Genomic DNA, 17,431 nt, shown 5'->3' with positions numbered 1-17,431 from the left:
TAACCGCCTTATAGAAGCTCATATAACTCAACCAGCGATGTTACTGAATAATCCGGCTGCACCGCTTGCTGCCAAACGGCTTTCTCCCGGTTGATCCAGCAGGCGGTAATTCCCGCTCTTGCCGCACCTAACACATCCGATGCTGTGTCTCCTACATGGATAATCTGCACAGGTTCTACGCCGTAATGGGCAATGACCTCTCGGAACATTACGTTGCGGCTGTCATTTTTGTAGGACCTGTGCATTTCCGATGTGAATAAAGTAACCGGATAGTTCTGATAAAAGTCCGGCAGCATCAGCTCATCAGTATCACTGACTATGCAGACCTGGTATTTAGCACATATCTGTTGCAGGAAACGCTCCGTATCCTCATATAACGTGGACAACCGGTGCTGTGCAAACAGAATATCAACTGCCTGAAGAGGATCAAATTCCACCCCATGCTGCTTAAAAACCTGCTGGAAGCTGCGGGTATAAATTTCTTTACTGGTCCAAAAATCTCCGTTACTTCGTATCTCAGAAGATAACCTTTGATAGCTGCTCAGCAGCATGCTTCCAAGTGCCAAAGCCCGTTCCTCACTATAGTCCCGCTGCAAAATAGGCTTCCATACATATGCCCTGCGGTCCTGAATATTTGCCAATGTCTGAAACATATCCAGGCTGATGACTTTATAACGTCCCATGGTTCACCTGTGTATTAAACCTCGCTGCCACCAGGACAGCCGGTGAATTCCAGTAGATCGTAACCTCATTCGTGGAGTAGCTGAGTTCATGGTCGGCAAAACACTGCGCTGCAGGCTTACCCTGTAAATGCTGCAGGACATATTCATCATGCAATCCGCGGTCAGGCCCGCCGGACACAAGTCCGGGAACTGGCGCCTCCACATGATCGCCTACAGACGGGCGGTGATGCGGATGCAATACCGGACGGTCGCCAAAACCGGTCACATAGCTGATATCCAGCACATTTCGGCCAAGCAGATAGTGAAGATGGTCCAGTGCACAATCGGCATAACGGGCATCTCCGCTGAAATGCTCCGCAGCCAGCAGCAGCATCGCGTTGTTCATCACCAGCATATTGCTGCCCCAGATGTAATCCTCTTCCCGCAGAGAAATGAGGTATCCGTCTGACTGGCTCACCTGGACAAGCTGCTCCGCTTCCGCAAGCAGTCCTTCCTTAAGGGATGCGTATAATGCCTCCCCTTGTGCCTCCACATTCAGCAGATAGGCCAGTGTACCATAACCGCCCATGTCCGCCCAGCCCAGGCTGAATTTGGGGAATGGCAGTCTGGATAACTTTTGGACAGCCTTATGGTAGACTTCTTCGCCTGTCGTCCGGTACAGTTCCGCTGCTGCCCAGAAACGTTCGTCATGATCTTCGGCATCCCCATATTCACCCGTCGTGATTTGCGGCGGATTCTTAAAGCCAGGCTCCTGCGGATGCTGCTCCAGCCACTGCCAGGCGGCACACGCTGCTTCAAGACAACGGTCTGCATAGGACTCATCAAATGGCTTATAGATCCTTGCTGCCATTGCCATTACCCCGGCAAAATCTCCTGTAGCAGCAGCGGATACCGGTGAGAAAAACAGTTCTGATGTATCATCCTCCGGCATAACATCAAGGCCGGGAAAGTTCAGCGTGGTCAGCTTATGATAGACCCCGCCGCTGCCGGCCTCCTGCATTTTGAACAGAAAATCCAGCTCTACCTTACACTCCAGCAGCACATCCGGCATCATCCCCTCGCTTTCCGGGAGTGTAAAGTCACCCGCAAACGCAGCAGGATATAACTCATAGGCCAGCAGCAGATCAGCGACAGCCTTGGCGCCCGGACCGGAGTATTTTCCGTAATCCCCTGCATCATGCCAGCCTCCGCTGCTGTCGAGCTTCAGCTCAGGCTGGCCGATTACGGTTCCCTCTGCCAGATGGCAGGCAGCATGTCCCCAAGGTCCGGCATAATCCCCGCTTAGTTCGGCCCCGCAGCGGTAATAATAAAAGGCTTTCAACAATCCCTTCTGCAGCTCCTGATAGGGCTTATCTGCAATGACAAAAGTTGCGGATACCGCCCCATCCCCAGCTTCAAGGAAATACTGTCCTGTAGCGGTAACCGCTGAGAAGTCAGCGGCATGAACTCTGGCACCACTGGCCTTATCGTCTGCTACGGCAGCAGATTCTCCCTTGAATACTACCGCTCCCGTCTCTGCATTCACAACCCGGAATGAATGCTCCGTCCCGGTTAACAGGGCGATTTTCTTCATGTATGTGGAATATCCGATCTGATCTACTGTAATTGCGCGAACCTGTTGCTCACTCACCTGGTATCCGCTCCTTTTTGTACATCAAAGTTTTCTCCAAGAATCTGGCTACACCATCTTCGTTATTCGAAGCGATGACCTGATGTGCCAATGCTTTTATCTCCTGCTGGGCGTTCTGTACGGCAATCCTTGTTCCGGCGGCTGCGAACAGTCCCAGATCATTCAAGTGGTCACCGAATACAGTAATATCCTGCGGTTCAAGACCGATATGCTGCGCCCATAACTTGAGTCCTTCGCTTTTGTTGCCTTGGGGATGGCTGAATTCCAGAAAATAGTGATCCTTTATGTATAAGTCCTTCATGAAGTGGATTTGCAGCTTATCCCCGAATCTGTGCTGCACCGCCTGATGAATAGGCTGAAGCTCTTCCAGCAGGCCGATATAAGTGATAATCAAAGTCCGGTGTCCTGCCGGGCATTCCAGCTTGTCCACCTCCCGAAATCGCTTATCCCCCGGACGGCTGTTAAAGAACACAACATCGCCCTCGCGTTTGAGCGGTTCATGCAGCACTCTCTCACGGTCATTATCATCCAGCGAGAAATAAAATGGAGTAATCCCGCCAAGCTGCCGCCCGATGCTTATAATTTCCTTAGAAATAAAGCAATCCAGCCAGTATCCGTCGATCACCGTCCCGGACATTCCGTCATAAATAAGGGCTCCATTATAAAGAATAAGCGGATACTTCCAGGCAATTTCCGAAACTACACTGGCTGCACTAATGAAGCCCCTGGCCGTTGAGAAGCTGATGATCGCCCCCTGCTCCATTGCTGCTGTAATCACCTGAATTGTGTAGTCTGTAAGCTTCTGTTCTGAGGTGAGCAGCGTTCCGTCGAGATCCGTAATATAGGCCTGCCTTGCCATGAATCATCCCCCTTACAGTGATAATTACATGCTATACGCTGATCGAAGGTTTCGACTATGATTATTCACCCAGCAGCTTCATAAAGTTGGCCGGCAAATTAAACTGCTGATTGTTAATCATGATCCGCTGGAACTCCAGCACTTCCTCGTCGGCCTGGGCATCTTTAATTTCTTTAATCTCACGGTGCAGACGCTCCATCTGCAGATCCAGCTCGTTGGCTTTGAGCGCTGCATTCTTCAGCTCACGGGTCAGATGCTCAGGAACCGACTGGCTGTATTTATAGAAAATTTTATGTTCAAGACTGGCCCAGAAATCCATAGCAATGGTGCGAATCTGTACTTCAACACACACCATCTCTGTGCAGTCCGACAGGAACACCGGCACTTCGACCAGCAGATGCAGGCTCTGATATCCGTTAGGCTTCGGATTTTTGATGTAATCCTTAATCTGAAGCACCTTCAGGTCATCCTGCTTCTGCAGCATTTCGCTGACTTGATAAATGTCAGATATAAACGAGCAGGTGATGCGGAGGCCGGCGATATCCTTAATACTGGAACGGACGGCTGGCAGTGAGAGCTCGCTGTTCTTACGAAGCATTTTGTTCATAATACTCTCAGGAGATTTAATGCGGGACTTCGTGTGTTCAATTGGGCTATAGTCATGGAGCATCTGAAACTCCTGTTTCAGAATTTCAATCTTCGTCTCTATTTCTTCCAGGGCAAATTTATAGATCATCATAAAACGGGTAAGTTCATATTTTAGCTGCTTAAAATTCTCTATCTGGTTGCCTGTTTTCATATTCAGTTCTCCTCTTTCTGCTGCCATTTAATAGGCCGGCTCTGAATTAATCATAGCCCATTTAACAGAGGGAATTCAAATTCAGCAGAATGTAAAAAGGCTATCCCCAACGGTCACTCTGGATCCGTGAAGATAGCCTATACACTATGGCTGCTTATATGACAACCTGATTTTCTAAATAAAAACTTCATCAACGGTCAGACTACGCTCCCGTGATAAATCCCTGTAATCCTCATCCACCTTGATCAGCGGCTTGAAGATATCCAGAGCGTTGTTCATTACAATAGTGCCCGTCTCTCCGTTACTGAGCTGCACCGTCTTACCTACAAACCCTGGCAGCAAATGCCCCGTAAGGGCCTGCACTACATTTCCGTTCAGCTTGCCAAAGCCCATTTCATGCACCTGGCGCAGCACGGACACAAGCCCCTGCTTCGGCCGGTTCAGCCTGGACGTAGTAAGCTTCATATAGATATCAGCGACAGTCACTATTTCAGTATAGGGATGAATATCATTTTTGCGGAGATTGGCCGGATAACCCGAACCATCCTCATATTCATGATGCTGCAGCGCAACTAGTGCCGTAGCTTCATCCTTCATGGATCTCCGGATAATATCGTAACCGTAAGCGGTGTGGCGCTTCAGTTCTTCTTCCTCGGCAGCATTTAGCCATCCCGAATTATTTAAGATGGACAATGACACCTGGCTTTTGCCGATATCATGCAGGTAGCCGGCACGGCTGATCTTGTAGCGCTCCTCTTTGGAGTAACCAAGCCATGTCGCAATATAATAAGACAGCAACCCTACCTGCAGCGAATGCTGGTAAGTATCAACATCTTCACGGTCCAGCAGAAGCAGCAGGGATACGACATCTTTTTGCTTATCCAAGGTTTCAAGCAGCGGCTGCAGCGTAGCATCAACAAGTTCCGGGGTAAAGCTGCCCTGCGAAAGAGCCTCCAGGAAAGTCGATTCATAATTCATGATCACCTGATCAAAATCATCATGGAGACCATGGTTCAGCTCCTCAATGGTTTGCGGCAGCTCGCGGGCTACAATTGCTACATATTCTATTCTTTGCCGGATCAGCAGGGAGATTTCTTCACGCTGGACAATGGTCCCGCTGGGCAATATATGCAAGCCCACACTATTGAAAGTGTCAGTCATAAGACAATCACCGGGTTTTAGATCTGTGACATGAACTTTCAAATTGCAGCACTCCTTCTTGAGTAAATAATATTCCTTGTGTAAATTGATCATAGTCAAATGCCTTTATAGTGACAATATGGTTAAAGTCGCATTCACTGCCCGGACTAGTTCAAATGAATCCCTACTTTAGCCGCCTTTTTCAAATATTACTACATCCATTTCACAAATCTGCCGTATTTCAGCCTGACTCCATTCATTTCGGCCCAGGCATGAAGACTCTCTATTGCTTGTGTCCGGTCATCCGTGAACCTGAAACACAGGCTGAGCGGTACAATTCTTGTATTCTTCGGCAAAATACCGACTAAAGGACCATCAATATGAAAAGACTTGATTTCAGGTGCTGGGATCATACGGTTATGAATCTGCAAAGTATCAGTACTCCACTTCATTTCAGTTGCCTTCCGGAGCGCTAGCAAAATCAAATACACCTCTAACAAAGTAGAGAAAATGAGACAAAGGATTAGAACATAGTACAAGGTGTCATGCGGCCGGATCGTATTACCTGGACTCCTAAAGAATGATATAAGAAGAATAGCGATGCTTACCAGCACGCTCAGCATCGTTCTAAGGGCTAACGGAGGTTTGATTCTCGTTACATAGACAGGATCTGTCATGGCTTATCCTTTCATGTTTCAGTTATATAGTATAATGAACGCTAAGCTGTAACTTTGAGGAGGTAGTATTATGTACGAGCATTTGGTTGTCTTTAAATTCAACAATAATTACCAACCGCAAACAGAAGAGCTGCTGGTGCAGACACTTTTGAGGCTGAAGGAACAGATACCAGGGATTGTCGAATTGACGGCAGGGGTAAATGTGACAGAGGAAGCGGGGAATATCCATGGATATACGCTGGGGCTTCGCGTGACCTTTACAGATCAGGAAGCCCTGCGTCAATATGGACCGCATCCGGCCCACCAGGAGTTTGTAGCTATGCTAGAGGGAATAATTGAAAATGTCGTTGTGGTAGATTACCCAGTCACAGGCTAATACGGTTCTAAAAAAGATCGTTCACATCGGCAACTACTTTACCAATCAATTTATCCTTGGCTACAAAGGGTGTCGCCCACAAATGAGCATCGTAGCTGATATTCCGGTTGTCGCCAAGGAAAAAATAGTGATCCGCTGGAACAGTAACCGGCCCAAAGGTATAGTTCATGGTCTCCTTCAGATAAGGTTCATCGATCTTTTCACCGTTTCTGAATAAGGCACCTTCTTTAATTTCGATCGTGTCACCCGGCAGGCCAATCAGGCGTTTGACATATTTCTTCTGTTCATCACCGGCAACCGGCGGATTGAACACAACGATATCGCCATGCTTCAGCGTGGTCAGCCAGAGCATCTTCTCTACCAGCAGCCGGTCATCCACTTTTATCGTGGGAACCATGGAGTCGGTCGGAACTCTCATTGCTTCAGCAACATAAGACCGGATAAATAAGGACAGGATGATACCAATTGCGATACTCGGAACCCACTGCTTCAGAAATTTTTTCATTTGCCACCTCAGTTATCTATATTTAGAGTTCGAACTTTGCTAGTATCCGCGACATTTCCGCGTCCGTGTCGATCACGGTATTTTTGGGCATGTGGATAACGAGCAATCCGCCGAAGATCTGCTCCCATTTTCCGCCGTTCTCCTTCACACGCTGCTTCATATCCCTGATCTCCGGGGAACCTGCCGCCTCTTTACTGAGCAGCCATGCATATCTCCGGTAAGCGGACTTCTGCACCGTCTCCACGTAATACGAAATGCCCTGTTTCTCTGTTACCCGGATAATATCTCCCAGCGTAATGCACGGGTTGAAAATCGGTGTCTCCTCGATCCTGTATTTATCCTGCGCCACGGGAGTCACATCGAGCACCTCAATCTCACGCCCCTGATCATCAAAACAGATATGTAGTCCTACTGTTTCCGGCATAGCACACCTCAATTCTTCATATACAAAATCCATCAACCTTCATTTTAGGCAAACTCATGATATTTGGCAATGAATCTGCGTGTGCGGTTATAGAGCTTAAGCTTTCGGTGAGTGGTCATTTCATTCCCGACAGGGATTTGGCAATGAACCGTTCCAGCGTCTTCCAGGGCAGCAGCACTTTGCCTATGCTCAGGACCTTAGAGCCTTTGCCGATGGGATAACGCAGCTTGGGCGCACGCAGGAGTACCAGCTTTCCGATCAGCTCAGCCACCTGCCCGGGATCGGGTGCAGTTTCCGCGGTTCGCCGGGAGTAGCGCAGTACCTCAGTCAGCTGCTTTTTATAGGGCGAATCCTCACTTGTCCGGATTCCGTCAATACCTTTGCCCCAGATCGAAGTGCGGAAAGAGCCCGGCTCGACAAGAATGACCCGGATACCAAAGGGAAGCAATTCTTGGCGCAGACTTTCACTGAAGCCCTCCACGGCATACTTGGACGCGGCATAAGGTGCGTAACCGGGAAAGCCGATTAATCCGCTGACACTGCTGACATTGATGATGCTTCCCCCGCGCTGCTGGCGCATCACAGGAAGTACAGCCTTAGTTACCTCTACCAGCCCGAAAAAGTTCGTATCCATCTGGTGACGCCATTCCTCCATACTTACTTCCTCAACGAACCCGCCGACGGCAAAGCCTGCATTATTAACCAGCACGTCAATTCTTCCAAAACGGTCTATAATTGCTGAAACAGCCGATTCAATGGACTCCGAATCTGTGACATCCAGCGTCATTAGATGAATCCGATTGAGCACATCAGCTTCTTCAGCCTGACGGATAAGCTCGTCTTTGCGGCCCAGATCACGCATCGTGGCAATCACGTGATATCCTTTTGCCGCCAAAGTAAGCGCAGTCAGCAGTCCAAAGCCGCTGGAGGTCCCAGTAATAAGAGCTATTTGATCATAGGGTAGATCTTGAATCTGATTCATATCCGCCTCCTTTGGTTCATTGATAATCCCATTTCAATATACGGGAGTTACTCATTATGTAGTTGTATACGCAACATATTTCACAGTCCTTCTAGTATTGTAACATACATCTGGCAATCCTTGGAAAAGATAGACTGGTAGTTTTTAGAATTAATCGAACGAACTAATGTTCTTTTATTCCTTGACTTCCCAATAATCTCAGGCTATAGTAATAGCAATTACACATATTGAGCGGGTGAAGCACCTCGCAGGACAGGCATTGATGCCTTTCCTGGGGGTGCTTTTTTTTGCGCTCTATATCAATATTAAGACTGGAGTTGACTGAAATGGCTAAACATGTGATCACGAATGGTATCAGAAGATTCACTGGTTTACTGGTTGTGCTGGCACTCCTCACCGGGAACAGCATCCAGGCTGCAGCAGCCTCCGGGTGGGATGAGGCGCTGGACCAGATTAATGAATTGTACAGCAGCTACATTAGCCTGCAGGAAACAGTCAAGGCGGAGAGCAAACGTAATCAGGCCCTCCGCAAGCAGAACATCAGTGATCTTGCCGCCATTAATGCCCGGCTCGAATTAACGGATCAGGCATTGCTGAGCCGTCTCAAGTCAGAAGCAGAAGCGGTACAGAAGAAGCATGCGATGCTGCTTGCGCAATATTCGGCACTGAGCAAACAGGCAGCCGCCGCGCGTAAAGCGGGAAATCTCAAGTCTGTCACAGCCCTGGATTTGCAGCGCAATAAATTGAAACCAGCGGTAACGGCAGCCCGGGCGGAGATTAAAAGCAAGAACACCGCGCTTGCCGTAGCCAAGGCAGCAGCCTCTGCAAGAAATAAGCCTGCCAAAGATGCACTCTCACCCATCGCAGGCTTTAGGAAGCAGGTAACTGCTGGTAATAAACAGGTCAGTGAAATCCAGACTGTACGTTCGGAGGCCGACAAACGCTACAAAGCCGCAGTGAAGGCGGGCGACGCGGTCACTGCGGCGGCAGCGATGAAGCTATCTTGTACCAAAATGGAAGACATCCGTACCTGGCTGACCCAAATCAATAACTTGGAACAAAAGATTACCACAGCGCTCCGATTAGCCGAAACCAAATTGCCGAATTGAGTCCCTTCTGCGATCATCGTCATCTGCTGGAGCTACGTCTTAATAATGGCCTCATCAGATCAGTTGCACCATCCAGCTTATGAAATAGGCTGCAGGTATGAACACAAGCTGGCCCAGCATTGTTCCAAGAAACCGGGTAAACATTAACATCACATAGATTTTACCCAGCTGGTCGCGGTATTCTGCATGTTCTGTGGCTTTGTGAGTAATAATTCCCAGCTGCGGATCAATAAAGACGGTCAGCAAGATCGTAGCCAATCCGTTGATCAGACCCGAGGAATTTGAAGCCGTTGCTAGGAGATGGGGGGATAAATGCCCTGCATACAATGAGGAGATTACCCCTACAGTGTAAAAGCCGGTAACGAAAATATTCAAAATGATAAACCGCTTAGGGATTCCAAGATATCTGAAGCTGGGCAGCTTTATTCCAGGTCTTTTGATATATTTGCGCGTGTTCTTAAGCTGTTCTACCGTCACGCTGCTTAGGAGCTTAGGAAGGGAGCCTTCCACCTCCAGCTTGGAGATTACCCTGCTAAACAGGCCGACAAAGGTCGGGAAGAGCGCAATGGCGATTAATGTGCCTAGTGAAGAGGCCAGCATAATTATCCGTAAATAATTACCAAGCGGAAAGCTTGTGTCTGCACCGTTGGAATAATCAACGAATTTAGCCGTTAGCGGACCCTGGATCATATTTGCTGTTCTCGATACAAGTACAATAATTCCGGTCAGCGACAAAGCAATGGCGATCTTGTTGAGCTTCACCCCGGCATAGCGGACTGAATATGATAATGTTTCAGCCGTATTAATAATCATTGTTAACAGGCATACCACAATTAAGCTATTCACCATGGTCATTACAGGATCTCATCTCCAAATCTGGCAATATAGAATTACAATAAATCCGGCTTTCCGGTTGAATTGGCTGATTATGCCGGCGGTATTCTTGTGAGACAGCAGCGGTCAAGGGCGTATGCGCCCCAAACCCCAAGTGAATAGCGGATAAGATCTACCCAGAGAAACCCTTTGCCCAGAATCAGTCCGCCCAGGATTGTTGCTCTTACTTCATTAATCCATACTGCCTGATACATCTGGCTGAACTCGATCATAAAGCTGAAGCTAAGGCTCAATGCAAACGAGATGTACAGCTTGCGACGGCCCAGCAGCAGCCGGAAAGCAAAGTATACCATCGCCGCCCACAGCGCATCGCCCAGATGGCTTGCCACAAACCGCGGCAGATGTTCAGAGTAGGCTCTGGAGCCCAGTCCCAGAACCATGGTTATCAGTGCTGCGCAGCTGTATGTAATGAGATTAATATCACTCTGTAATCGTCTGATACCTCTGCCCCCTTCATGCAAAATCTTAGACAACCTGTGTATATTCAGAGGTCTTTCAGTAGATTTTACTCAAAAATCGTTTTTACTGTACCCGATTCCCGGCGGAATACCTCAGGCGGATAGGGAATAGCAATCTGCGGGAGCTCTTCTTCACTGAAAAACCTGAGTTCCTCACATTCCCCATCCATGCTTCTTGGTGTCCCCTTAACGATTGAGCACTCAAAGACAGTAATTGAATACTCCACACGGTCTCCATTACTGTACTCGTATGCATATTTTGCACCGCCGAATACGCCAATGATCCGCTCCGGTGTTACCATGAGTCCCGTTTCCTCAAAAACCTCGCGCCGCAGCGCTCTGGACGGCGTTTCCCCAGGTTCCACTGCACCTGCCGGCAATCCCCACAGTGTTTCTCCGCCTTTACGGATAAAGAGGATCTCTTCAGCCTCATTACGTATGACTGCCGCAACAGACGGAATTAATAGCAGATCTGTCCCCACTTTGCTGCGCAGATCGCGGTAGTATTCAGATATTGGCATGATTGCTTCCCCTCTCTTTTCCATACATTATATGATTATGTCTATGGACAGATTACAGGTTCTCCTTAGGAAAGGAAACCATCGGGATCCGCTGGTCTGGGGCAGCAACCCCAGCAAAACGCCGATAATCAGCGTCTCGACCACAATAATAACCTTAATAGGCTTCAGCCCACCACCCCCTCATATCTCATCCTGCTAATATCCCGTTAGTTCACTTCACTATATTTTACAAAGCTGGTCGTTTTTCCTTGGGGACATGCTAAATAGGGACATCCTTACCATGGCGGCTAAGAAATGTCCCTTGTTATTGTGTCTAACATAATCTTAACTTGTGATCATCCTTCCCCTAACTCCAGCCTTCTCAAGGTACGCCGCCTGGACCAGCAGGTCCATAGTAAATCGGCACTGAACAGCATTATTATCAAGGGCATTCCCAGCACCCAAATCGGCTCAAGGAGAAGATAGACAAGCTCCATAAGCGGCTGCAAAAGATAAATACAAGCCGTCGCGAGCACCCACCAGTATAAAGAAAATTTCAGACAGATATGTCCATGCAGCTGATAGGGCATCGCTGAATAATCCCACCACTGCTTATGGAAGACCGTTTTCAGCAGCCAGCCGCTTGCATATTCAACCGCTGAAGGAATGATCAGGGTAAGCCCCAGAAACAGCGGAAGTGGTAGTTCTAACATCTGGACTGCCAGGAGCAGTAGCGGGGCAAAGCCGTACATCGGCTTAAACGGCCCCTTAAGAAACCCCTCCTTGCGGAAGCTTCCCTGACTATATAGATTATATAACCCTTCGAGTACCCACCCAAAGAATGAGTAAATCATAAAATAAAAGAAATACTGACCCGCCACCACAACAACTGCAGTATAGCTATCCAGCGACAGCACCGGAAATATATTAATCCCCTTCTCCCTGCGAGTATTGTCATCAGGTACATCCGGGAGGTAGTATGCCATCCTTCAGCCCAATTTATGTAATCCAAGAATCAAAAAAAAATGTCCCTGCAGCCAATATCGTGGCTTCATGGACATTTTCTTGTGCTAAAAGACTGGGTGCGGTACACCTGAGGGTTCACTCCTTATGTTGCTGTTCCTTGAGCAGTGGCGTTATTACTGAGCTGTCGTTTAGCCTTTTGAGCGTCTCCAGCTTCACCTCGCTGCGCACACCAACATCCGATCCGTACTTCTTTTCGAAATTGCCGGCCATCGCTTCGCCACGCTTATGCCTATACCGGCCGTTCTCGTTCCGACTACGCATTTCATTACCTCCCCGCAAGTTCAATAGCTTAATAACCTGGGAAATCTGCGATGATCCTGGAGAATGAAGACAGATGGTTGTACGTAGGTAGATTATACAATATTAACTAAACCCTGCTCAATACTTAACAGCCCGCAATAATAAAAACAGACCGTCCCGCAGGACAGCCTGTTTGTCTTAACCCTATTTAGTTCTTCGGCAGCGGGTCCGGATGAGCGGATTCCGCTGGTTTGGCTACCCAGTCATCGGCTTCCGGCTCAATATCTACGCCATTCTCCATTTTTTTGCGTTCCGCAAGAGAGTCGCCGTCTTTGTTCTCTTTATTGCGGAGATCCGCTTCGTTCTGAATATGATCTGTCATGTGAAATCCTCCTCGTGCTGTACAGTTTTTTGGTCACTTAGTTATAGTTACCCGTTGAACTGTTTCGCAAACATTTTTTCTGCCGGAGGATGTTAAGCCTTATTGAGGTTACTCATAATACACCCGAAAAACAATATCCTGCTCGTAATTTCCGAAGCCGCGGCCGAATAGCGTCAGTCCTCCACGCCTTCGGGTGGAGTCTTCCGCTGTAAGCCTGAAGGTCCACTGATCCTGCTGCCAGCATACATCATCCAGCGTAACCGCCGAAATCTTTTGTCCATCGATGTAGGTGCCCCCCCGGTTTACCCGCAGCACCTTCAGCAGCCCGTATTGGTTCACATCGGAATTCCACCAGGCCGGGGTCAGTCGTCCGCGCATAACGCCGAAATCTCCGGGACTCGTCCATTTCCCCAGATCATGTCCATTTAATGAAAACAGGATATCGGAAGGCCATTTTTCATTTATATGCGGAGCCTCCGAGCCTATTTCCAGCGAAATTTCAATCTCTTGGACTTTCTGATCCATAAACAGATAATTAGGTACTTTATATTCGGCATACCCTTTGGCAAACCATAGAATGCCCGCATCCACCCGCTCCGGATCAAGAAAATAACGCGGATCATCATAATATCCGATTAATTTCTCCGTCGTGGCAATCCCGCAGGTAGGCGAAGCCTGCAAATCTGTATAATGGCCTACAGGGACGGATACCTCCACTACTTTTCTGGCGATCCCCTTCGCTCCGGACAATTTAATCTGCAGGAAATTGGCGGACAGGGAGCAGTATTTATAGGTACCGCCGTCGATTCTTTTCATTTGTGAGCTGACAATGCCGGCTTTTTGCAGTTTAGCGACATGGGTGCTTACAATGGCACTGCTGAGGTACAGCTTCGACGCCAGTTCTTTAATATGCATTTCCTCCGTGCCGAGCAGGTCGATAATCCTTAGACGGACCTCGCTGGCCAGTGCCTCATACACCTTAAGAGATTCAGAATCAGTTGTTAAGTACACCTCAAACCCTCCGCCTCATTAGAATTAGCAATTTAATTAATCCTCAATATTTATATTGCCTATAATATCATTAAGTACGTATTATGTAATCATAAAAAAGAACTTCGAATTAATAAATTCATTAATTCTAATACAAGGAGCGATATGAAGATGACAATACGGTCGACAATGATTGTGGATAAGGATTTCAAGCTGGCTGAGGTAGACCCCAGGGTATATGGTTCGTTTATCGAGCACTTAGGGCGGGCTGTCTACGGCGGGATTTATGAACCTGGACATCCTACGGCCGATGAGCAAGGTTTTCGTGGAGATGCTCTACAAGCTATACGTGCACTGAACGTTCCGATCATCCGTTACCCTGGCGGCAACTTTGTCTCTGGCTACAATTGGGAAGACGGCGTTGGTCCCAAGGCAGAACGAAAGCGTTCTCTTGAAATTGCCTGGTGGACGACAGAAACCAATCAGGTGGGCACTAATGAATTTGCCGATTGGGCCAGACTGGTCGGCTCAGAAGTTATGATGGCGGTAAATCTCGGAACCCGGGGAATAGATGCGGCCAGAAACCTGGTCGAGTATTGCAATCATCCTTCCGGCTCTTACTACAGTGACATGCGGATTGCGCACGGATATAAAACACCTCATGGCTTCAAGACCTGGTGTCTCGGCAATGAGATGGATGGTCCGTGGCAGATTGGCGCCAAAACAGCAGTTGAATACGGCAGACTCGCGAACGAAACCGCCAAAGCCATGCGCTGGGTTGATCCTACGATTGAGCTAGTCGCCTGCGGAAGCTCAGGCAGAGGAATGAGCACCTTCGCGGAATGGGAAGCAACTGTACTGGATCTCAGCTATGACAATGTGGACTACCTGTCCTTGCACGCCTATTACAACAATAATGATGGCGATACGCCAAACTTTCTGGCCCAATCGCTGGATTTGGACCAGTTTATCGACAGTGTAGCTGCTACATGTGACTATATCAAGGCCAAAAAGAAAAGCAAGAAGAAAATCTTCCTCTCGCTTGATGAATGGAACGTATGGAAATCCCAGGGCACGAGCCGCGCGGAACAGCATTGGCAGATCGCCCCCCCGGAATTTGAGGATGTATATACATTGGAAGACGCGCTGGTCGTTGGCTGCTGTCTGATCAGTCTGCTGAAGCATGCGGACCGGGTGAAGATGGCCTGCATCGCCCAGCTAATCAATGTCATCGCACCGATTATGACCGAAAATGGCGGTCCGCTCTGGCTGCAGACAACCTATTACCCCTATATGCATGCTTCCGTGTACGGCCGGGGAACTGTGCTGCACCCTCTGATTACCAGTCCGAAATATGATTCTAAGAGTTTCACTGACGTTCCATACCTGGAAGCGGTCAGTGTCTACAATGAGGAGCTGAGTGAGGTTACGGTATTTGCCGTAAACCGCCACCTGACCGAAGGGTTGGAGCTGTCCGTGGATCTGCGCAGCTTCGGCGCAACAACCGTGCTCCAGCATACCGTACTGGAACATGAGGATATTTATGCAGCCAACACCCGTCAGAACCCCGGAACCGTACTTCCGCATGATCGCGGAAATGCCTCGGCAGAAGGTGGGCGGGTCAGCGCGTTGCTGCCCAAAGCTTCCTGGAATGTTATCCGTCTGCGGGTCAACGCTTAGCAGATAATCCCGCAATACTTAATGGTACATCATCCAGGCGACGAGCGGACTGACGATGGAGCCGACAATCGCACATACTGTCATTGCGACTGAACTCATGGATACGGACTGTTCACCGTATTCCAGGGCTTTGGCCGTACCAAGCGCATGCGATGCCGTTCCGAGCCCAATACCGATCCCGGATTCGCTGCGGATTCTGAACAGTTTAATGATGTAGGGACCGCCAATAGCGCCGGTGAACCCGGCAATCATTACAAAAACTGAGGTTAGAGATGAGTCTCCGCCCAGATTGCCCGAAATTTGAATCGCAACAGCTGTCGTAATCGATTTGGGCAGGATCGAGAGCACATAAATTTTGGAGAAGCCGAGACTGGCCGCCATCAGCAGCCCGCTCAGCATGCCTACCAGCAGACCTGTTATTGTTCCGCCTAGAACCGCCGGAAGATTCTCCCAGAGTACATTCCGCTGTTTGTACAGCGGGTAAGCAAGAGACACTACAGCCGGTCCCAGCAGACGGTTAATCCACTGTCCGCCAATCATATAAGTATCATAGGAAATATGAAATCCTAGCAGCAGAACAACCACAGTAAAAGTCGCAGTCAGCGCAGGTAAAAGGACGGGAAGACGGTACCGTTTGTATAGCAGGGCCATCACCAGATATATCACAACATTGAACAGAACGAACCCGGCAGCTAGTAGAATTCTCATGCTTCCTTCCCCTTCTCTCTAATCCCTCTGGCGCGGAGGGGCCGTCTGCTGCTGCGGTTTGCGCTCAAGCCGGCGATCCATTCGCTGGAATGGGCAGTCACTACCATGGTAAGCACGCTGCTTACCACCAGAATGGCAATCAGCAGCAGCCCTCTGCCGCTGAAGATGTCCAGATGATTCATAATTCCCGCGGTTGCGGGTATGAAAAACATAGGAAGATAGGCAAGAATAAAGGAAGAGCCGTTCTCAATCAGCTTTACGGGTACAATTCGGAGCAGCAGCAGTACAAAAAGCAGCAGAAGCCCGACGATACTGCCGGGAACCGGGAGATGAAGCAGCTTTTGCAGATAGTCCCCTATCAAATAGAACACGTACAATAGTCCGACCTCGGCAATGACACGAATGATTTTCATGTTGCAGGAATCCCTTCGATCTTGAAATGAAAAACGTCATCAAAAATGATCACCTTCTTAGCCTAGCGACCTTTCAGTAAATTTTCAATCGTTTTTCGCACCTTCTCAATATTTTCACAAAAAAGAAACCTTTCTATAAACGGCGGTTAATCTGTACCCGCTTCAATAGAGAGGTTTCTTCTAATATATCCCGGTAATTTGCAGCTGCCGCCTACATTACACCCACTGAATTACCTGATCGGCGGTTTGTCTTGTTTTGCCGCGCGGCTCATGAATCCGGTATCCGAATGCAACCATGCAGGCAATTCCGAAATGCTCACGATCCAAAATCCCTTCCGCCTCCAGCGTCTGCTCAATCTTCTCTTTGTCGAATCCTTCAATCGGGCAAGAATCGATACCGATCAGTGCCGCACTGGTCATCATATTGCCAAGGGCAAGATAGGTCTGGCGCGCTCCCCACTCGAACTGGGCCCGCTCATTGCCCCTCAACCCGAAATCATCGTTAAGGAACGTATCGTAGACCTTTTGTTTGCCTTCCGCGACGGCAGGCGGCAGCTGCTGCACATCCCGCATCATTCCTCCGATGAAGGAAGAGTCGGCGGCCAAATCCTTAGGCTGTCTGGACAGGATCAGCACAAAATGGCTGGCCGTAGGCAGCTGCTTTTGCGCACCCCAGGCATGTAGACGCAGCTTCTCGCGGAGTTCGGGATTCTGCACCACGACAAATCTCCAGGGCTCAAAGCCGAAGGAGCTCGGTGACAGACGCCCGGTTTCCAGGATGAACTGAAAATCCTCGTCACTGATCTTCCTGCTGCTGTCAAATTCCTTAGTGGCATGCCTGAATTCAAATGCGGACAGTATTTCTTTTTTAACCTCTGCATTGGTTTCATTAGTTTTCAATGTTCCCATATCCCAGTCACCCTTTCCATTCCTATTAAAGTTTTATTTGACTCAGT

22 protein-coding genes are annotated in these 17,431 nt (G+C 48.7%); 3 read left to right on the top strand and 19 right to left on the bottom strand.

Translation table 11 applies throughout. The features are described 5' to 3' along the window. Positions 1 to 8: 8 nt before the first annotated feature. The 6 genes from L6H70_RS01015 to L6H70_RS00990 all read right to left on the bottom strand — a co-directional run bounded on the left by L6H70_RS01015 (position 9) and on the right by L6H70_RS00990 (position 5,563). A complete protein-coding gene (locus L6H70_RS01015; protein ID WP_236328673.1) occupies positions 9 to 683 on the bottom strand; it encodes an HAD family hydrolase in 675 nt (224 codons plus the stop codon). Then, positions 670 to 2,313, bottom strand: a complete 1,644-nt coding sequence (locus L6H70_RS01010; RefSeq protein ID WP_279306716.1) for a glycoside hydrolase family 9 protein — start codon at positions 2,311 to 2,313, stop codon at positions 670 to 672. The genes L6H70_RS01015 and L6H70_RS01010 overlap by 14 nt, the downstream gene beginning before the upstream one ends. Further along, positions 2,306 to 3,172: an HAD-IIB family hydrolase gene (locus L6H70_RS01005; protein ID WP_236328671.1), complete on the bottom strand. Its 867-nt coding sequence runs from the start codon at positions 3,170 to 3,172 to the stop codon at positions 2,306 to 2,308. The genes L6H70_RS01010 and L6H70_RS01005 overlap by 8 nt, the downstream gene beginning before the upstream one ends. Positions 3,173 to 3,233: 61 nt before the next feature. Next, positions 3,234 to 3,971 carry a GTP pyrophosphokinase gene (locus L6H70_RS01000; RefSeq protein WP_236328669.1) on the bottom strand — a complete coding sequence of 246 codons (738 nt, stop codon included), beginning with the start codon at positions 3,969 to 3,971 and terminating at the stop codon, positions 3,234 to 3,236. A 174-nt stretch (positions 3,972 to 4,145) separates the two neighbouring features. After that, positions 4,146 to 5,174, bottom strand: coding sequence for an HD-GYP domain-containing protein (locus tag L6H70_RS00995; protein WP_236328667.1), 1,029 nt, complete (start codon positions 5,172 to 5,174; stop codon positions 4,146 to 4,148). 149 nt (positions 5,175 to 5,323) lie between these two features. After that, the gene (locus tag L6H70_RS00990; RefSeq protein WP_236328658.1) at positions 5,324 to 5,563 is read right to left on the bottom strand and encodes a hypothetical protein; all 240 of its coding nucleotides are present in this window, start codon (positions 5,561 to 5,563) and stop codon (positions 5,324 to 5,326) included. A gap of 295 nt (positions 5,564 to 5,858) precedes the next feature. Between L6H70_RS00990 and L6H70_RS00985 the strand changes: the two genes are divergently transcribed. Further along, complete coding sequence (locus L6H70_RS00985) at positions 5,859 to 6,164, top strand: Dabb family protein (RefSeq protein WP_236328656.1); 306 nt, start codon at positions 5,859 to 5,861, stop codon at positions 6,162 to 6,164. 7 nt (positions 6,165 to 6,171) lie between these two features. On the opposite strand, the gene lepB is transcribed toward L6H70_RS00985, so the two are convergent. From lepB to L6H70_RS00970, 3 genes are all read right to left on the bottom strand, one after another. Further along, positions 6,172 to 6,669 carry a signal peptidase I gene (gene lepB / locus L6H70_RS00980; protein ID WP_236328654.1) on the bottom strand — a complete coding sequence of 166 codons (498 nt, stop codon included), beginning with the start codon at positions 6,667 to 6,669 and terminating at the stop codon, positions 6,172 to 6,174. 22 nt (positions 6,670 to 6,691) lie between these two features. Further along, positions 6,692 to 7,093 carry a DUF4265 domain-containing protein gene (locus L6H70_RS00975; RefSeq protein WP_236328652.1) on the bottom strand — a complete coding sequence of 134 codons (402 nt, stop codon included), beginning with the start codon at positions 7,091 to 7,093 and terminating at the stop codon, positions 6,692 to 6,694. Between the two features lie 115 nt (positions 7,094 to 7,208). Further along, positions 7,209 to 8,075 carry an SDR family oxidoreductase gene (locus tag L6H70_RS00970; RefSeq protein WP_236328650.1) on the bottom strand — a complete coding sequence of 289 codons (867 nt, stop codon included), beginning with the start codon at positions 8,073 to 8,075 and terminating at the stop codon, positions 7,209 to 7,211. A 326-nt stretch (positions 8,076 to 8,401) separates the two neighbouring features. On the opposite strand from L6H70_RS00970, the gene L6H70_RS00965 reads away from it, so the two are divergent. After that, positions 8,402 to 9,184: a hypothetical protein gene (locus tag L6H70_RS00965; protein ID WP_236328648.1), complete on the top strand. Its 783-nt coding sequence runs from the start codon at positions 8,402 to 8,404 to the stop codon at positions 9,182 to 9,184. 54 nt (positions 9,185 to 9,238) lie between these two features. Here L6H70_RS00965 and L6H70_RS00960 read toward each other — a convergent pair whose 3' ends face one another. The 7 genes from L6H70_RS00960 to L6H70_RS00930 form a co-directional block, all read right to left on the bottom strand. After that, positions 9,239 to 10,033 carry a lipid II flippase Amj family protein gene (locus L6H70_RS00960; protein ID WP_236333043.1) on the bottom strand — a complete coding sequence of 265 codons (795 nt, stop codon included), beginning with the start codon at positions 10,031 to 10,033 and terminating at the stop codon, positions 9,239 to 9,241. A gap of 77 nt (positions 10,034 to 10,110) precedes the next feature. After that, positions 10,111 to 10,551: a ribosomal maturation YjgA family protein gene (locus L6H70_RS00955; protein ID WP_423802761.1), complete on the bottom strand. Its 441-nt coding sequence runs from the start codon at positions 10,549 to 10,551 to the stop codon at positions 10,111 to 10,113. Positions 10,552 to 10,583: 32 nt separating this feature from the next. Next, positions 10,584 to 11,057, bottom strand: coding sequence for an NUDIX domain-containing protein (locus tag L6H70_RS00950; RefSeq protein ID WP_236328646.1), 474 nt, complete (start codon positions 11,055 to 11,057; stop codon positions 10,584 to 10,586). Between the two features lie 335 nt (positions 11,058 to 11,392). Beyond that, positions 11,393 to 12,022 carry a putative ABC transporter permease gene (locus tag L6H70_RS00945; RefSeq protein WP_236328644.1) on the bottom strand — a complete coding sequence of 210 codons (630 nt, stop codon included), beginning with the start codon at positions 12,020 to 12,022 and terminating at the stop codon, positions 11,393 to 11,395. Between the two features lie 115 nt (positions 12,023 to 12,137). After that, positions 12,138 to 12,323 carry a hypothetical protein gene (locus L6H70_RS00940; RefSeq protein WP_236328642.1) on the bottom strand — a complete coding sequence of 62 codons (186 nt, stop codon included), beginning with the start codon at positions 12,321 to 12,323 and terminating at the stop codon, positions 12,138 to 12,140. A gap of 187 nt (positions 12,324 to 12,510) precedes the next feature. Next, complete coding sequence (locus tag L6H70_RS00935; RefSeq protein WP_167347609.1) at positions 12,511 to 12,684, bottom strand: hypothetical protein; 174 nt, start codon at positions 12,682 to 12,684, stop codon at positions 12,511 to 12,513. 108 nt (positions 12,685 to 12,792) lie between these two features. Continuing rightward, positions 12,793 to 13,695: an ArsR/SmtB family transcription factor gene (locus L6H70_RS00930; protein ID WP_236328639.1), complete on the bottom strand. Its 903-nt coding sequence runs from the start codon at positions 13,693 to 13,695 to the stop codon at positions 12,793 to 12,795. Between the two features lie 150 nt (positions 13,696 to 13,845). Between L6H70_RS00930 and arfA the strand changes: the two genes are divergently transcribed. Continuing rightward, positions 13,846 to 15,354 (top strand): arabinosylfuranosidase ArfA, encoded by a 1,509-nt coding sequence (gene arfA / locus L6H70_RS00925; RefSeq protein WP_279306715.1) that lies wholly within the window; start codon positions 13,846 to 13,848, stop codon positions 15,352 to 15,354. A gap of 18 nt (positions 15,355 to 15,372) precedes the next feature. Here arfA and L6H70_RS00920 read toward each other — a convergent pair whose 3' ends face one another. From L6H70_RS00920 to L6H70_RS00910, 3 genes are all read right to left on the bottom strand, one after another. Continuing rightward, positions 15,373 to 16,062, bottom strand: a complete 690-nt coding sequence (locus L6H70_RS00920) for an LrgB family protein (RefSeq protein ID WP_236328628.1) — start codon at positions 16,060 to 16,062, stop codon at positions 15,373 to 15,375. Continuing rightward, complete coding sequence (locus L6H70_RS00915; protein WP_206104346.1) at positions 16,059 to 16,475, bottom strand: CidA/LrgA family protein; 417 nt, start codon at positions 16,473 to 16,475, stop codon at positions 16,059 to 16,061. Before L6H70_RS00915 ends, L6H70_RS00920 begins: the two co-directional genes overlap by 4 nt. 216 nt (positions 16,476 to 16,691) lie before the next feature. Further along, a complete protein-coding gene (locus tag L6H70_RS00910; protein WP_236328626.1) occupies positions 16,692 to 17,384 on the bottom strand; it encodes an NAD(P)H-dependent oxidoreductase in 693 nt (230 codons plus the stop codon). Positions 17,385 to 17,431 lie beyond the last annotated feature (47 nt).

The sequence above is a fragment of the Paenibacillus auburnensis genome (assembly GCF_927798115.1).
Taxonomy (GTDB): domain Bacteria; phylum Bacillota; class Bacilli; order Paenibacillales; family Paenibacillaceae; genus Paenibacillus_AQ; species Paenibacillus_AQ auburnensis.
This window is presented reverse-complemented; position numbering and strand designations above follow the sequence as displayed.

Bases quoted from the DNA above. Each gene is read 5' to 3' on its own strand.
- L6H70_RS01015 (WP_236328673.1), bottom strand. From the start codon at position 683: ATGGGACGTTATAAAGTCATCAGCCTGGATATGTTTCAGACATTGGCA.
- L6H70_RS01005 (WP_236328671.1), bottom strand. From the start codon at position 3,172: ATGGCAAGGCAGGCCTATATTACGGATCTCGACGGAACGCTGCTCACC.
- L6H70_RS01000 (WP_236328669.1), bottom strand. From the start codon at position 3,971: ATGAAAACAGGCAACCAGATAGAGAATTTTAAGCAGCTAAAATATGAA.
- L6H70_RS00990 (WP_236328658.1), bottom strand. From the start codon at position 5,563: ATGAAGTGGAGTACTGATACTTTGCAGATTCATAACCGTATGATCCCA.
- L6H70_RS00985 (WP_236328656.1), top strand. From the start codon at position 5,859: ATGTACGAGCATTTGGTTGTCTTTAAATTCAACAATAATTACCAACCG.
- lepB (WP_236328654.1), bottom strand. From the start codon at position 6,669: ATGAAAAAATTTCTGAAGCAGTGGGTTCCGAGTATCGCAATTGGTATC.
- L6H70_RS00975 (WP_236328652.1), bottom strand. From the start codon at position 7,093: ATGCCGGAAACAGTAGGACTACATATCTGTTTTGATGATCAGGGGCGT.
- L6H70_RS00970 (WP_236328650.1), bottom strand. From the start codon at position 8,075: ATGAATCAGATTCAAGATCTACCCTATGATCAAATAGCTCTTATTACT.
- L6H70_RS00965 (WP_236328648.1), top strand. From the start codon at position 8,402: ATGGCTAAACATGTGATCACGAATGGTATCAGAAGATTCACTGGTTTA.
- L6H70_RS00960 (WP_236333043.1), bottom strand. From the start codon at position 10,033: ATGGTGAATAGCTTAATTGTGGTATGCCTGTTAACAATGATTATTAAT.
- L6H70_RS00950 (WP_236328646.1), bottom strand. From the start codon at position 11,057: ATGCCAATATCTGAATACTACCGCGATCTGCGCAGCAAAGTGGGGACA.
- L6H70_RS00945 (WP_236328644.1), bottom strand. From the start codon at position 12,022: ATGGCATACTACCTCCCGGATGTACCTGATGACAATACTCGCAGGGAG.
- L6H70_RS00940 (WP_236328642.1), bottom strand. From the start codon at position 12,323: ATGCGTAGTCGGAACGAGAACGGCCGGTATAGGCATAAGCGTGGCGAA.
- L6H70_RS00935 (WP_167347609.1), bottom strand. From the start codon at position 12,684: ATGACAGATCATATTCAGAACGAAGCGGATCTCCGCAATAAAGAGAAC.
- arfA (WP_279306715.1), top strand. From the start codon at position 13,846: ATGACAATACGGTCGACAATGATTGTGGATAAGGATTTCAAGCTGGCT.
- L6H70_RS00920 (WP_236328628.1), bottom strand. From the start codon at position 16,062: ATGAGAATTCTACTAGCTGCCGGGTTCGTTCTGTTCAATGTTGTGATA.
- L6H70_RS00915 (WP_206104346.1), bottom strand. From the start codon at position 16,475: ATGAAAATCATTCGTGTCATTGCCGAGGTCGGACTATTGTACGTGTTC.
- L6H70_RS00910 (WP_236328626.1), bottom strand. From the start codon at position 17,384: ATGGGAACATTGAAAACTAATGAAACCAATGCAGAGGTTAAAAAAGAA.